We start from the raw sequence: 15,071 nt of genomic DNA, 5'->3' as shown, positions 1-15,071 counted from the left end.
CCGGAGATGACTGAGCTACTTTATTTCACGATCATCGGGCTCTGTATCGGCTGCGGCTACGCACTGGTGGCACTCGGCATCTCGACGCTGTTCAACGGTACCGGTGTGCTCAACTTCGCCCAGGGTGACGTCGTCATGGTCGCGGCGCTGTTCGTGGCCGTCCGCACCACCGCGGGCGGCGGGTACCTCGCCGGGTTCCTGGAGGCGGTCGCGATCGTCCTGGTCGCCAGCGTGCTGCTGGGCCTGCTCTTCGTCCGGCCGGCGCTGGCCCGGCGCCGGGACATCGACCTGATCATTGTCGGCACGATCGGCGTCTCGACGGTGCTGGCGAACCTCGCGAACAACGTGCTGGGGTCCGAGACGTACCGGCTGACGAGTCCGGTCACCGCGCAGGCGATCAGACTGGAGTCGTTCAGCATCTCGTTCGACTACTTCGCGATCCTGCTGGCCGCCGGGCTGCTGATGGCCGCGTTCTTCGTCTTCTACAAGAAGACCGACATCGGGCTGCAGATGCGGGCGATGTCCGCCGACGTGGACGCCGCGCGGCTGTCGGGCGTGCAGATCGCCCGGCTGACGGTGGTCGGCTGGGTGTTCGCGGGCATCGTCGGGGTGTTCGCCGGCGTACTGCTGGGCACCGTGCTGCTGGTCAGCGCCAGCATGGGCGTGGCATTGACGATCAGCGGTTTCGCCGCCGCGATGATCGGTGGGCTGCGGCACCCGTACGGCGCGGTCGTGGGCGGCGTGATCATCGGTCTCGCCGAGAACTACGCGGCGGGCTACCTCAACACCGCCACCCGGCAGGCGATCGCGCCGCTCATCATCATGGCCGTGCTGCTGGTGCTGCCGCAGGGCATCCTGGCCGGTCGCGGCATCAAGGCGAGGGTGGTCTGATGACGACGGCACAGGGTGCTCCCGAGGCAACCCAGGCAACCCCGGCAACCCTGGCGACCCGGGCAACCCGGGCGACCCGGGCGACCCGGGCGACCCGGCAGGGCGTGCACCTCGGGGAGGCGGCGGCGATCGCCGCCGGAGCGATCGCGCTCGCGGCGGTGCTGGGCCCGCACGAGGCCCAGATCGCCGCGATGACCGCGATCTTCGCGCTGGCCGGCGTCGGACTGAACATCCTCGTCGGGTACACCGGACTGGTCTCGCTCGGCCACGTCGTCTTCTTCGCCATCGGCGCGTACGGCTGGGCGAGGATGACCGAGTCCGGCGGGGTCGGGTTGGCGCTGGTGCTCCCGATCCTCGTCTCGCTGCTGGTGGCGGCGCTCATCGTGCTGGTCACGTTGCGCGTCGTCGGCTACTACTTCGGCATCACGACCCTGGCCATCGGCCTCCTCTCGGTGGTCGTGGTGCAGAACGCGACCCCGATCACCGGCGGGTACGCCGGAATCAGCGGGATCCAGCAGATCGCCGTGCCGGGGTTCGCCGGCCCGGGGCAGGTCCTGGTGATGTCCGGCCTGGTGCTCGCCGTGGCGTACTACCTGCAGAGCAGCCTGCGGGAGTCGCCGCTCGGCGCCGCGATGCTGGCCACCCGGTTCGACGTGCCGGCGTCCCAGTCACTCGGCCTGTCGGTGGCCTGGATACGGCTGCTCGCCTTCATGATCAGCTCCGTGCCGGTCACGATCGCGGGAGCGTTCCTCGCCCAACTCGTCCACTACATCGGGCCGGACCAGATGTCGCTGGAGACCTCTATCCGGCTGATCGCCATCGCCATCATCGGCGGTCGGGGTTGGCGCTGGGCACCGGTGCTCGGTGCGGTGGTCGTGGTGACCCTGCCCGAGCTGCTCCGGCCACTCGCCGAGTACCGGCTGGTGTTCTACGGCGTCGCGCTCGCCTTCGTGGCGCTGTTCATGCCACGCGGGCTCAACCAGGTCGTGACCTGGGCCAGCGGGCGGATCCACGCGGTGAGAGGAAGCACCGGATGAGTACCGTTCAACTCTCCGTACGCGAGATGACCGTGCGGTTCGGCGGCGTCGTCGCGGTCGCACAGCTCAGCCTCGACGTCACCGGCGGCGAGATCCTGGCCCTGATCGGGCCGAACGGCGCGGGCAAGAGCACCGCGATCAACGGGCTGTCCGGGTTCGTGCCGGTCACGGTGGCGAGCATGTCCGTGCGGTTCGGCGACGACGTCATCGACCTCGCCCCGCTGTCGCCCCCGCAGCGCAGCCGGCTCGGCATCGTGCGTACCTTCCAGACGCCGCGGCTGATCCCGGAACTGACGGTGTGGCAGAACGTCGCCATGGGCTCGATCGCCGGCGACGTGCGCCGCCGGTGGTTCGAGATACTCGGCGGGCCGGGGCTGTCGCGGGGCGCCCGGGACCGGCGCGACCGCGCGGTCACGGCACTCGCGGCGCTCGGGCTCGACCGGCTCGCCCAGGACAACCCGGGCGAACTCAGTCTCGGGGAGCAGCGCCTGGTCGAGATCGCTCGGGCGATGGTGTCCGGCGCCCGGGTGCTGCTGCTCGACGAGCCGTTCGCCGGGCTGTCGTCGGTCGAGCAGCGGCGACTGGCGGCCGAGATCGACAAACTGAGGGCGGCCTCGGTCGCCGCGCTGCTGGTGGAGCACAACCTCGAACTGGTCCGGTCGCTGGCCGACACCGTGGTCGCGATGGACCAGGGGGCGGAGTTCGCCCGTGGGGACGCGGCCACGGTCCTGGACTCGCACGAGGTCCGCGAACGGTACCTGGGTGAGGTGGCGTGATGAGCGACGATCCGACGCGGCCGCCGGCGGCACTGGAGTTGACCGGGTTCTCCGCCTACCACGGTTCCGTGGCCGCGGCGAAGGACGTCTCGCTCCGGGTCGAGCGGGGCAGCGCGGTGGGTGTGCTGGGGCCGAACGGCGCGGGGAAGTCGACGCTGCTGCTGGCCGTGGCCGGTTTCGTCCGGACCACGGGCGGGGTGTCGATCGGTGGGCAGGTCGCCGACCGGCTCTCCCCGGCCAGGCGGCGCCGGCTCGGCCTGGCGATGGTGCCGCAGGAGCGGGCCGCCGTGCTGGAGCTGTCGGTCGCCGAGAACCTGCGGCTGTCCTGGCTCACCGGCCGGCGGGCCACCCCGTACGAGGAGGCACGGACGTCGGCGCTGGACATCTTCCCGGCACTGGCCGGCCGGCTCGGTGATCCGGCCGGAAACCTCTCCGGCGGCCAACGTCAGATGCTGGCGGTGTCCCGCGGCCTCATGGCGACCTGTGACGTGCTGCTGCTCGACGAACCCACGGCCGGCCTGTCGCCGAAGCTGATCTCCGAACTGGTGGACGCGATCCGCACGCTGAACGAGCGCGGCATCACCGTCCTTCTCGTCGAGCAGAACTTCTCGGTCGTCGAGCGCACCTGCTCGTACATCCACGTGTTGAACGGCGGGGGCATCGTCTGGCACGGCCCGACGACCGGCATCGACCGGGACAGCATCGGCGACCTGTACTCGGGAGCCGGTCGGCCGCAGCCGCCGGCTCCCGCGACGCCGGGTCGGGTGCGGGAACCTCGCGTACCGCCTGAGACGGACCGGGCCGTGCCGGCCCGGTCCGGAGAACCGGAGGGGACCTGATGGAGACGATGTTCTTACCGGGAAGCGGCTCGACGGCCGAGTTCATCTCGCCGGCCACGGTCGTCAGCGGCCGGGGCAGCGCCGGACTGATCGCCCGGGTGCTGTCGTCCCGGCTGCGCCTGCCCGACGACGCCTCGGTGTTCGTCGCCGTCGACGATGCCGTCGAGGGCGCCGGACTACTCGCGCCGATGCTCGACGCGCTGGGTGCGGCGTACCGGGTGACGGTCGTCGGCGGGTTCGGCGCCGAACCGGACGACACCCGCATCGACCGGGCGGCGACGCGCGCCCGGGAGGTCCGGGCGGATGTCGTCGTCGGGGTCGGCGGTGGGTCCGTGATGGACGCCGCCAAGATGATCGCGCTGCTGCTGGAGAACACCGGCGGCGCCGCCGACTGGCTCGGCCCGGTCGCACCGCCCGGCGGCGTCGCCCCGCTCGTCATGGTGCCCACGACCTGCGGCACAGGCTCCGAAGCGACCCGGGCGGCGATGGTGACGGTGGCCGGGGCGAAACGCATCTCGGCCACCGCCGGGTACGTCGCCACGGCGGTCGTGCTCGATCCGGCCCTGCTCGACGGGCTGCCCGGACGGATCGTCGCGATCACCGGCATGGACGCGCTGTCACATGCCGCCGAGTCGCTGATGTCCACCGACCGCTCGCCGATGACCGTGCACCACGCCAGGACGGCGATCGCCCTGCTGGTCGGCAATCTGGAGGCGGCCTCCCGCGGTGACGTCGAGGCCCGCGCCGCGTGCCTGTGGGCGTCGCACCTGTCGGGCCAGGCGCTCAACGCGGGTGTGCTGCTGGGGCACTCGCTCGCCTACTGTGTCGCGCACGAGCGGTCCGTACCGCACGGCGTGTCGTCGGGGCTGGCGCTGCCGTACTGCATCGCGTTCAACGCGAGCGGGCTGGAGCCGGACTGCGCCCGTACCCTCGGCCGGGCCCTCACCTCGGGCGGCGGCGACGACCTCGTCGATGCGGCGAACGCGGTACAGGCACTGCTCGGGCGGTTGGAACTTCCGACCACGCTCGCGGAGCTGGGTATCGGCGAGGACGCCGACGAGCGGATCGCACAGCGGTGCGCTGCGGAGTATCCGCGTGCGAACAACCCGACGCCGATGACCGTCGACGCCCTGCGGCGGCTCGTGCCGTCGATGCGTACCGGCGATCTCGGCGCGGCGTTCGAGGCGTCGTCGACCGGGACGGCGACGGTGGGATCGCGGTTGAAGCTCGCCTAGGGCGATCTACCACCTCCCGGGCCGGGTCCACGCGTGACGTGGCCCCGGCCCGGGAGGCGTCTCGGCTACGGTTCCTGGCTCAGAAGTTGACGTCGGCGCACCAGTAGTAGTTCTGGTCGGAGTGGCTCGCCTTCCAGATCGTGTAGACGATGTGCCGGCCGCTACGTCCCGGTGCACTGACGTTGATCGTGTTGGAGACGCCGTTGAGCACCGGATCGCCGGTCTCCCGGGTGCCCGCGCCGGGCGCGTACCGGCCGGTTTCCTTGACCAGTTCGAGGTTGTTCCAGCCCAGCCGTTGGGTGAGCGGGTTGAACCCCTGTCGGGTGACGTAGATCAGGAAATAGTCCGCGCCGTGCAGGGCCTGATCGTGGATCTTGACGCCGAAGTTGGCGCCGACGTTCGTGGCCCGCCAGTTACCCGGGTTGTCCAGCGCGGCGTACCGGACGCCGCCGGTCTGCCCGGCGCTGCACAGTTGTCCGCTCGGAACGTGACCCTGGTGGTTCCCGGCCACTCCCTCGCGGTAGAGGCCGTTCCAGTTCCACATCGCGTTCGGGTCGGCCTGCCAGGCCTGCCAGCACATCGGGTCCTGCGTCGCCATGTTCGGGTTCTGGAAGTCGTTGCCCCAACGCTTCCAGCAACCGTAGTTGCGCGATGCCGGATTGATCGTCGAACCGTGGGCGCTCGCGGTGTCCTGCGTGACCACCAGGGCCACGGTGAGCGCGACGGCCCCGGCCATCGCGAGAGCGAGGATCCGCAGGACCATCGCGGCGCGGTGTCGGGCCGGATTGAGATGTTGAGCGAGAGAAGACATGGGGATCCCCAGACGTCGATTGCACGAGCGAGTACGCGGGAGGCTGCCCGGCGCTCCCGCACCGACCACCCGGCTCCGGCGGCGGTGCCCTGCAACAGAGATTCACACCGATGAATGCCGCTTGTCAATAGTTTGGGAACCCAACAAACTGGATAGCGCCCACGACCGGCGGCGGAGAGCCGGCGCGGTGCTTTGCGCTCTCAAGTCGGTAGACACGTCGGCCCCGCCACGGCCGGTCGCGACGCCCGCGGCGTGGCCGTGGTCGTCGAGTTCCGCCCGGGCCGCGAGCGAACCCGGGCGGAATACCCTGGCCGGATCGCCGACACCGGCCCGGGGCCCTTGGTGGACGGGGCGACGGTGCCGACCGTGTCGGTCCGTCCCCGGGCGGCCGACGGCGGGGCCGGCACGCCGATCACCAGGCGCAGGGTGCGTAGTCCTTCAGGAAGCAGCCGTAAAGATCTTCGCCCTGTTCGCCGCGGACGATCGGGTCGTACACCCGGGCCGCGCCGTCGACCAGGTCCAGCGGGGCGTGGAAGCCGGCTTCCGCCAGCCGCGTCTTCGTCGGGTGAGGCCGCTCGTCGGTGATCCAGCCGGTGTCGACGCTGGTCATGAGGATGCCGTCAGCCAGCATCTCCTGAGCACTGGTTCGGGTCAGCATATTCAGCGCGGCCTTGGCCATGTTGGTGTGCGGGTGCCCCGGCCCCTTGTAGCCGCGGCCGAACTGGCCCTCCATCGCCGACACGTTCACCACGTACTTGCGGCGGGCGGTCGCCGCGGCCATCGCCGGTCGCAGCCGGCTGACCAGCACGAACGGCGCGGTCACGTTGCACAGTTGCACTTCGAGCAGCTCGACCGGGTTCACCTCGTGTACCCGTTGCACCCAGCTGTTGACCGGGTCGAGGTCCGGCACCAGACCACCGGCGTCGATGGCGGTGGCTGCCGCGATCCGTTCTGGTGAGGCGGAGCCGCTGGTCAGCGCCAGCGCGGTGAGCGCGTGCGGGGCGATCGCGGGTGCCGTCGGCGAGGTGGTCAGGCTGCCCGCCGGGACGCCCCAGCCGTCCGGTTTGGCGAACGTGATCATCTCCGGCAGCGGGCCGTCCGGCAGGGCCGCCGCCTCCGCGGCGACGAGCTGCGCGTACGCGCCGGGCGTACGGCGGACGGTCTGCGCCGCGTTGTTGATCAGGATGTCGAGTGGCCCCTGGGCGCGGACCGAGTCAGCGAGAGCGATCACCTGGGCGGGGTCGCGCAGGTCGATCCCGACGATCCGCAGGCGGTGCAGCCAGTCCCCGCTGTCCGGCATCGCCGCGAAGCGGCGGACCGCGTCGTGGGGAAACCGCGTGGTCACGGTGGTGTGCGCGCCGTCGCGCAGCAGCCGCAGCGCGATGTACATGCCGATCTTCGCCCGGCCACCGGTGAGCAGCGCGCGCCGGCCGGTCAGGTCGGTGCGGGCGTTCCGGCGCTCCCGGTTGAGCGTGGCACAGGGCGGGCAGAGCTGATGGTAGAAGGCGTCCACCTCGCGGTAGCGCTGCTTGCAGACGTAGCAGCCGCGCGGATTGTGCAGGAAGCCGGCCGTGGCGCTCATGGTGGGGGAGGCGAGCGGGATGCCCTGGGTCTCGTCGTCGATCCGGCCCGGGGCGCCGGTTGCGGTGGCCGCCGTCACCGCGCGGTCGGCCGCGGCGATGGCCTCACGCCGTTCCTCGCGTCGTCGCTGCTTGATCACCTTGTAGAGCTTCGCGGTGGCCCGCTGCACCCGCACCACGTCGGGGTGATCGGGAGGTAGGTTCTCCAACGCCTCAAAGACGCTGAGACAGGTCTCTAGCTGGCTCCGGTCAATGCCCTGATGACCGGTTTCCGTAATGTTGTCTGCCGTCATGCGGTCGCTGTCTCGTCCCGTTCTCCTGTGCCGGATCTACCCGGCCCACCCCAACTCCGACCCGGAACTGTACGCACCGCGCGGCCTCCGAGGCATCCCGCGTCTGTTCGCTGGTCCGAGGACCGCCCCGGCCGCCTTCGGCCAGGTCTACGCCGATGTGGTGTGGCGGCCCGCCGAGGGGGCCCGCGCTCGCGATGATCTAGCACGGCGGTCGCCGGATCCGGATCCTGGGCGCCCCAGCGTCACCTGCTCCACGCCCTGCGCGAGATCGATCAGCTCTACAACGGACACCGGCCTCACGAGGGTGTGGCGGACGCCCGTCCGCTCCGCTCGCTACCCGCGCCGATCGCCGATCCACACAGGATCACCCATCCCGACGAGTTCTTTGGCGCGGGCACCTCCGGTGGCCGCTCATCGTCACAGCCCTGAGTCCCGTCGGCTGGTGCTCGGCTTCGGTACGGGCTTGGCGAGGAGCGCGTTGACCTGCTGGGCGGCGGAGGCGAGGTGCTGATCGCGAAGTGAATCTTGGATCTTGCGCCACGGAGCGGGAGGCGGGAGGATGCTGGAAAGCGCTTGCCCAATGGAGGGCGATGCGAGATGGAGAACAAAAAGTGCGAAATACACTACGTAAACTCGTACCCTTGCCCCTGTCGCTGGCCGTGAGCCTGTCCCTGTTCGGCGTCGGCTCTCCGGCTGCGAGCGCTGTCCCCGCGTCCAGTTTGCGGCAGATGGAGTACCTGACCCGCGGCCTGGTCGCCGCCCAGACCCCGGACGGCATATTCCTGAGTTGGCGTTTTCTGGGCAACGAACCTGACGGCATCTCCTGGAACGTCTACCGCAAAGACGGCGATGCGGACTTCCTGAAGATCAGCACGATCGCGCCCAGGGACGTCCAGCCCGAGAGCGACTACGACACGAATCCCGGCATCGTGAAGGAAGATGTTACCCCGTCCAACTACACCGACCCGGACGGCGTCCTCACCTCCATCTATGAGGTCGCGCCGGTCGTCGGCGGCGTCGAGGGTGAGCGGCAGGGCATGAGCGTGCCGATGCTGTCAGCCCTGGCCGGCCAGGCAGGCCAGGCAGGCCGGGGTGCGGCGACGTACATCCCGCTCAAGCCCGCGCCGGCTCCCGTGCCGCTCGTGCACTTCACCTACCGCGGCCAGCGGTTCGGCCCGGGCACCAATATGAACGCGGCCGACATGGTCGTTCCGGGTACCGGAAACCAGAACTGGTACGTCGTCGACATGGATCTGCTGCGCGGCTTCCGTGTGGCGTACGACGATCAGGCGACCGTGACCCAGGAGCAGCTCGACGGTTGGGTCGCCAGGCTCAACGAGCGCAACATGACCCCCAACGCTCTGGGCGTCGCGACCTACACCACCCCTCGGCCGCTGACGAACGCTCTCGTGAACGGCAAGATCACGAAGGCGCTGTACGACGAGCTGGAAGCCGAGTTCATCAAGTACGTAGAGAATCTGGACGCCGGCACGACGCTTCCCTACGCGAAGACCAGCACCGGCGCGATTCACACGTCGCAGAGCAGCGCCTACTCCACGCATGACATGACGGTGGGCGATTTCGACGGCGACGGCGAGTACGAGATCGTCGTCAAATGGCGCAGCAACCAGCAGGACCCCATGTATTCCGAGCCGATCTTCGGTGGCAGCAACACCACTACCGCCCCGGAGTACATCGACGTGTACAAGCTCGACGGCACCATGCTGTTCCGGGTCGACATGGGCTACAACGTCAGGGCGGCCAACGACCACGAGACCACCCTGTTCGCCGAGGACTTCGACGGTGACGGTAAGGCCGAGCTGATGCTCAAGACCGCGCTGGGAACCCGCATCGGCAACTGGGACGAAGCGTCGCAGTCCGTTGTGTACCCCGACACCCTCGGTACCGTCGTGGGCGGCGAGGACGGCCTGAAGGCGACCACGGACAAGTTCAAGGAGTACTTCGCCACCGGCAACGAGCAGGCCCTCGACACCTACTGGTCGCTGCTGAACAGCTTCAGCATCTCCTACCGCAGCCCGACGGTCGGCGGCGGCAACGACGGACCGAACGATCCGGCCGTGAAGCGGTGGATCAAGACCTACCACGTCGGCCCGATCGGCCCCGCAAAGGACGACCAGGAGTTCTTCTCGGCCTTCGAGTGGAACGCCGACGCGGGCAAGGGCGAGCTGTTGGACAGCGAGCGGTATCCGTTCCCGTACGAGGCCAGCGTCGACGGGGAGAACTGGGCCATGACGCCCGCGTCCCAGCGCGGCAACTACTCGTACCTGGCCTTCCCCGGGCCCGGTGCCGGAACCTCGACGGACGACTACAAGGCGCAGATCATGGCCCAGTCGGAGGTCTACTGGCTCGAGCACCCCTGGAAGGCGGCCTCGTACGGTGACGCGCAGGGCAACCGCCCCAACCGCTACGTCGGTGTCGTGGCAGCCCTCGACGGAGTCAACAAGTACGCCGTCTCCCAGCGTGGCTACTACCACCGGACGACCCTGGCCGCCTTCAACATCGTGGACGGCCAGGTGCACCTCCAGGCCAACTTCGACTCGGCCGACCCGCAGTACTGGTCGCTCGGCGGCAGCGCCTACGACTACCAGAACCGCGGCAACCACTTCACCACGTCCGCCGACCTCGACGGCGACGGCTGGGACGAGGTGGTGCTGAAGGCCATGGTCCTCGGCCTGAACGCCGACAAGACCAAGATCCTGCCGAAGGTCCTCAACGGCGACGTCATGCCCACGATCGAGGGGCAGAACAGCGTCCCGCCGGTGGCCGGCACCTTCGAGTTCGCGACCGAGGCGATCCGGAACAACCCGAAGAACGTCTGGGCTCCGTTCCGTCACGGCGACCGCAGCGCGCTGCTTCCGGTCGACAAGGACAACAACATCCGCGAGTGGTCCGGCATGGAGGAGCACCTGCTGGACGACATTCGTACCGGCGTGCACAGCGGCTGGATCCCCGGTCCGGCGGGCTACGACCCGATGAAGGGCAAGCGCCGCAACGAGCAGGGCCAGGTCGTCTACGAGAACTCGCTCATCTACGGCGTCTACGCCGGCAGCGACGACGAGGGAAGCGTGGCCGGCAACTACTCCAACCGCTGGCCGGGCGCGCAGGGCGGCTCGGCGGGCGCGTCGAGAGATGTCCGGAGCATGGTCACCGGCGAGGTGCTGGCGACCACGGCCAGCGCTCGCGGCATCGCACAGGGCCAGAACGCGATCTGGTTCGGTGGCGGCCTGACGCACATGGGGGTCAACGGCGCCACGATCAACAGCATCGACGACCTGACCTTCGCGGCCTCCCCGTACCTTTCGACCGGCCTCACGTCGACCGGCAACAAGAGCACTCCCACGCTCAAGGCCGACCTGTTGGGCGACTGGCGCGAGGAACTCGTTCTCCGCGCCTCCGACAACCGCCTGGCCATCGTCACGACCCTGTCGCCGACCCAGTACGGCATCCGTACGCTGATGCACGACCCGATGTACCGCAACGGCGTGGCCAACAAGAACACCGGCTACGACCAGATCGGCTTCGCCAGCTTCTACCTCGGGGACGAGGCCAAGCTGCCGGCGATGCGGACCGACATCGCTGTCCCGGCCGCGCCCGACAGGACCGCTCCGACGGTCACGGTGAAGCCGGAGTCGAAGGGTAGGGACGGGGTCTACAGCAATGTCTCCTTCAAGCTGTTCGACGCCGGCAAGGTCGACAAGCTCACCCTGAACGGGGTCGGGAAGGACCTGGTTGACAACGCCTACTCCGATCTCAACGGGGTGAAGCCCGGTGTGTTCGGCGGCAAGGTCGGTAGCAACGAGCTGAAGGTGTACGACGTGGCAGGCAATGTCACGACGCTGACCTTCGTGCTGGATGTCACGGGCCCGACGGTGACGGTGAAGGACGGCGCCACCGAGACGGTCGGCTCGGCCGCAGCCGGGTACGAGCTGGTGTCGTTCAAGCTGTTCGACGCCGGCAAGGTCGACAAGCTCACCCTGAACGGGGTCGGGAAGGACCTGGCCGACAACGCCTACTCCGATCTCAACGGGGTGAAGCCCGGTGTGTTCGGGGCGGTGCTCGGGGCGAACGAACTGAAGGTGTACGACGTGGCGGGCAACGTCACGACCGTGACCTTCACGCTGGTCGAGCCGAAGCCAGCCGTTCCGGCCTGGGACTCGAAGAAGGCGTACAAGAACGGGGACCAGGTGTCCTACAACGGGGCGATCTACATCGCCCAGTGGTGGACGCAGAACGAGAAGCCGGGTAGCACTACGACCGGCTCGTGGATAGAGCAGGGCGTCCTCGTCCCGGCGGCCGGGGCCGGTGTTCGGGCCTGGACGGCGTCCTGGATCTACACCGGCGGCGAGACGGTGGCGCACGACGGCCACACCTGGAAGGCCAAGTGGTGGACCCGGAACCAGCAGCCGGGCGATCCCAACGGCCCGTGGCAGGACCTCGGCACGTACTGACAACTGGCGCCAGGGGAGGGTCGGTCCGCAAGGGCCGGCCCTCCCCGTGTGTCCAGTCAGAGGGTAGGGGTGACGGGTTGGATCGTGCCGTCGGCGTTGAAGCGCAGCTGGTCGATGGTGACCTCGCGGTTGGTGCCGTTGCCGGCGGGAATCGCGAACCGGTGGTAGGCGATGTACCAGGTGTCGCTGTTAGGTGCCTTGACCACGGATTGGTGTGCGGGTCCCTTGATGCCGAGGTTCAGGTTCTTCGACAGGATGGTGCCGCGGTGGGTCCACGGGCCGAGGGGGTCGGTGCTGGTGGCGTACTCGACGTGGTAGTTCTCCGAGCGGGTGTCGTCGACGGAGTACGTCAGGTAGTACGTGTTGTTGCGCTTGAACACGAACGGGGCCTCGCGGAAGTTGGGCAGGCTGAAGGTGCGGACCTGGGCCGAGTCGAACGAGATCATGTCGGAGTTCAGCCGGACGGCGTAGGCCGACCCGTTGCCCCAGTACAGATAGGACGTGCCGTCGGTGTCGGTGAAAGCGGCCGGGTCGATCATCTGGCCGCTGCGGAACCCGGCGGCGATCAGGGGCCGGCCCAGTGGATCGGTGAACGGGCCGGTGGGGCTGCTCGAGGTGACGACGCCGATGTTCGTGTCACCGCTGAAGTAGAAGTAGTAGCGGTTGTTCCTGAAGGCGATGGTCGGCGCCCAGGCCCGGTCGTCGGCCCAGGAGACCTGGGTGGCGAGATCGAGGATAGTGCCGTGGTCGGTCCAGTTGACCAGGTCGGTGGAGGAGAACGCCTTGAACCGGCTACCGGCCCAGCCGCTGTAGCCGTCGGTGGTGGGGTAGATGTAGTAACGGCCGTTGAGGTAGGCGATGTTCGGGTCGCCGTACAGGCCCTTGACGACCGGGCTGCGGCGGCCCGCTACCCACGGGGCGGTGACGCGGAAGGAGCTGTCCGCGGCGAACGTGCTGGCGTTGGTGGTGGAGGGGTCGAGCCACAGCTCACTGTTGCGGTGTCGGATGAACCGGCCGGGGAGATTGGACGATTCCAGGCGTACCGATCCGCTGACCGAGCCGTCGCGGACGCAGAAGGTGGCGTCGGCGAGGAACAGGGCGGTGCCGGCGTTGGATTCCAGCCGGATGCGGTTGTCGCGGTGGCGTAGCCACATGCCGTTGGCGGCCTGGAAGGAAACGCAGCCGGTGCCGCCGGCGAGGCCGGGGGTGACGGTGAAGGTGGCGTCACTTTTCGCCTGCGCGGAGCTGGCTGAGCTGACCGCGGCGATACTGCCGAGATAATCGGCGTGCCGCAGGTACGACCCGGACACGTTCACCGATTGCAGGGATTGCGCACCGGCGGGGATCTCCGCGGCGAACGCGGGCTGCGCTGCGGCGACAGTCAGCAGAGAAGCGCCCAAGGTGACTAGAGCCAGGCAGGTGACGAACCTGCGGTCGGCTACCGACCGGATACGAACGATGGGGACGCGGTGGTCGCGGTCGTGCCGACCGGTGCGGGGGAATGGTGTCATCTGCCTTCACTTCCGGAACGGACGGTGATGGTCGGCGTGGGTCGATTCCATGGCGAGCGGTCTGGACACGTTGTGGGGGCAGCTCAGCCGGTGACTCGGAAGGTGGCGTCGGCCCGGTCGGTATCTGCGCTGATGGGGTCCAGTCGGAGTAGGTAGTCGGAGTGGCGGATGTACCGGTCGGTGAAGTTGACCGACTGGAACGACGCCGCGGACGGGTCCGCCAAGCCGGCCACCCGGCGGAACGTCGCGTCGGCGGCGAATTGGGTGCTGCCGTCGTTCTGCACCAGCGAGAGGTCGTAGTCGAAGTGCCGGAGGTAGTAGCCGGGGTGGTTGACCGACTCGATCGACACGTAGCCGCTGGCCGAGTTCGACAGCCCGGCTACCAGCCGCCATTGTGCGTCCTGTGCCGGGCTCACGTTGGGGTCGATCCGTACGTCGTAGTCGACGTGCCGCACGTACCGGTCGGAGAAGTTGTACGACTGCAACCGGTTGACTGGCCCGGTGGAGGTCGATCCGCCCCACCTGTTGCGCAGCGCGGTGTGCTGGGCCGCGGTGATGGGCAGGATGAACCCGTGTCGCTTGCGGCTGGAGCCCAGTGAGTACTCCGAGCTGGATCGGATCCGATAACCGCTGGGGTTGGCCAGGTTGGTGGTGGTCAGGGGCAGGTAGCCGCGGCCGGTAGCGTACTGGTCGACCCAGAGGCCCCACTCGTTGCGGTCGTTGAACTTCTGCCACATGGGGCCTTCGACCTGGGAGCCGGGTAGGCCCTGGCCGGACAGGTTACCCAACCGGGTCCAGGAACCCAGGATGGAGTTGCTGCCCTCGATGCTGATCTGCCCGTCGCCGGAGGCCCGGACGTAGCGGTAGCCACCGACGTTGCCGGCGACCTCGATGATCTGGGTGTCGATGATGCCCTGTGTGCCGGGGCGGTCGATGTACACCCGCGCGGCGCTGAAGGTGCGGAAGTCGCGGGTCCGGGTGTAGTAGATCCGATGCTTCGTGACGCCGTCGAGGGGCGCCTTCGTCGCCCAGTACACGACATAGTCGCCGGATGCCGGGTCGTAGATGGCCTCGGGTGCCCAGGCGTTGCCGGCGCCGGAGATGCTTCCGGCGACGTTGACCAGCCGGGGTGCGGACCAGTTCACCAGGTCCGTGGATTCCCATACGACCAGGGACTTGCTGCCGGCGTTCTGGGCCGTGTCCCAGCCCTTGCCGCTGGCGATGCGCAGGTCGGTGGCGATCAGCCAGAACCGGTCCCCGTTCGGTGACCGGACGATGCTCGGATCCCGCACGCCGCGTTCACCGACGGTGGACGTGAGCGCCGGCTGGGAGTTGTTGAGATCGGTCCACCGCAACCCATCGGTACTGGTCGCGAAGTAGATCTGCTCACCATTGGCGCTTTCTCCGGTGAAATGCGCCATCAGGTATGCGGTGGTCGGATCCGCCGCTGCCGCGGGCGCCACGCTGATCGCGCAGGTACCCGTCACGACAGCCAGGACCGTGAGGAGGCTGAGTGCTGGTCGACGTAGGAACACGATCATTCCCTTCGGGGACAGGGGTTGGGCCGGGAGGCGGACCGGTGGACCGGCGGACCGGGCCAACGATCCGAGTCTGTCCGCGTGGCTGCGG

The 15,071-nt window shown here is 68.8% G+C and carries 10 protein-coding genes; 6 read left to right on the top strand and 4 right to left on the bottom strand.

Going from position 1 to position 15,071, the window contains the following annotated elements; translation table 11 throughout:
• Positions 1–6 precede the first annotated feature (6 nt).
• Genes ACFP2T_RS19335 through ACFP2T_RS19315 form a run of 5 tightly spaced genes read left to right on the top strand, consistent with a single transcriptional unit; the run spans position 7 to position 4,778 of the window.
• Positions 7–891, top strand: a complete 885-nt coding sequence (locus ACFP2T_RS19335) for a branched-chain amino acid ABC transporter permease (RefSeq protein WP_377423709.1) — start codon at positions 7–9, stop codon at positions 889–891.
• Entirely contained in the window at positions 891–1,928 is a 1,038-nt protein-coding gene (locus ACFP2T_RS19330; protein WP_377423706.1) for a branched-chain amino acid ABC transporter permease, read from the top strand. The genes ACFP2T_RS19335 and ACFP2T_RS19330 overlap by 1 nt, the downstream gene beginning before the upstream one ends.
• On the top strand, positions 1,925–2,704 hold the full coding sequence (locus ACFP2T_RS19325) for an ABC transporter ATP-binding protein (protein ID WP_377423704.1): 780 nt from the start codon (positions 1,925–1,927) through the stop codon (positions 2,702–2,704). The genes ACFP2T_RS19330 and ACFP2T_RS19325 overlap by 4 nt, the downstream gene beginning before the upstream one ends.
• Positions 2,704–3,543, top strand: a complete 840-nt coding sequence (locus ACFP2T_RS19320; protein WP_377423702.1) for an ABC transporter ATP-binding protein — start codon at positions 2,704–2,706, stop codon at positions 3,541–3,543. Before ACFP2T_RS19325 ends, ACFP2T_RS19320 begins: the two co-directional genes overlap by 1 nt.
• Positions 3,543–4,778 carry an iron-containing alcohol dehydrogenase family protein gene (locus ACFP2T_RS19315; RefSeq protein WP_377423699.1) on the top strand — a complete coding sequence of 412 codons (1,236 nt, stop codon included), beginning with the start codon at positions 3,543–3,545 and terminating at the stop codon, positions 4,776–4,778. Before ACFP2T_RS19320 ends, ACFP2T_RS19315 begins: the two co-directional genes overlap by 1 nt.
• 79 nt (positions 4,779–4,857) lie before the next feature.
• Here ACFP2T_RS19315 and ACFP2T_RS19310 read toward each other — a convergent pair whose 3' ends face one another.
• Positions 4,858–5,589, bottom strand: coding sequence for a lytic polysaccharide monooxygenase auxiliary activity family 9 protein (locus ACFP2T_RS19310; RefSeq protein ID WP_377423697.1), 732 nt, complete (start codon positions 5,587–5,589; stop codon positions 4,858–4,860).
• Positions 5,590–6,001: 412 nt separating this feature from the next.
• Complete coding sequence (locus ACFP2T_RS19305) at positions 6,002–7,462, bottom strand: SDR family NAD(P)-dependent oxidoreductase (protein ID WP_377423694.1); 1,461 nt, start codon at positions 7,460–7,462, stop codon at positions 6,002–6,004.
• A 641-nt stretch (positions 7,463–8,103) separates the two neighbouring features.
• On the opposite strand from ACFP2T_RS19305, the gene ACFP2T_RS19300 reads away from it, so the two are divergent.
• Positions 8,104–11,931 carry a rhamnogalacturonan lyase family protein gene (locus ACFP2T_RS19300; RefSeq protein WP_377423692.1) on the top strand — a complete coding sequence of 1,276 codons (3,828 nt, stop codon included), beginning with the start codon at positions 8,104–8,106 and terminating at the stop codon, positions 11,929–11,931.
• A 56-nt stretch (positions 11,932–11,987) separates the two neighbouring features.
• On the opposite strand, the gene ACFP2T_RS19295 is transcribed toward ACFP2T_RS19300, so the two are convergent.
• Positions 11,988–13,442, bottom strand: a complete 1,455-nt coding sequence (locus ACFP2T_RS19295) for a family 43 glycosylhydrolase (protein WP_377423689.1) — start codon at positions 13,440–13,442, stop codon at positions 11,988–11,990.
• An 83-nt stretch (positions 13,443–13,525) separates the two neighbouring features.
• On the bottom strand, positions 13,526–14,929 hold the full coding sequence (locus ACFP2T_RS19290; RefSeq protein WP_377423687.1) for a glycoside hydrolase family 43 protein: 1,404 nt from the start codon (positions 14,927–14,929) through the stop codon (positions 13,526–13,528).
• Positions 14,930–15,071: the final 142 nt, after the last annotated feature.

It is taken from the genome of Plantactinospora solaniradicis, assembly GCF_042658085.1.
GTDB classification, from domain to species: Bacteria; Actinomycetota; Actinomycetes; order Mycobacteriales; family Micromonosporaceae; genus Plantactinospora; species Plantactinospora solaniradicis.
Note: the sequence above shows the minus strand (reverse complement) of the source record. Positions and strands in the feature narration are given on the sequence as shown.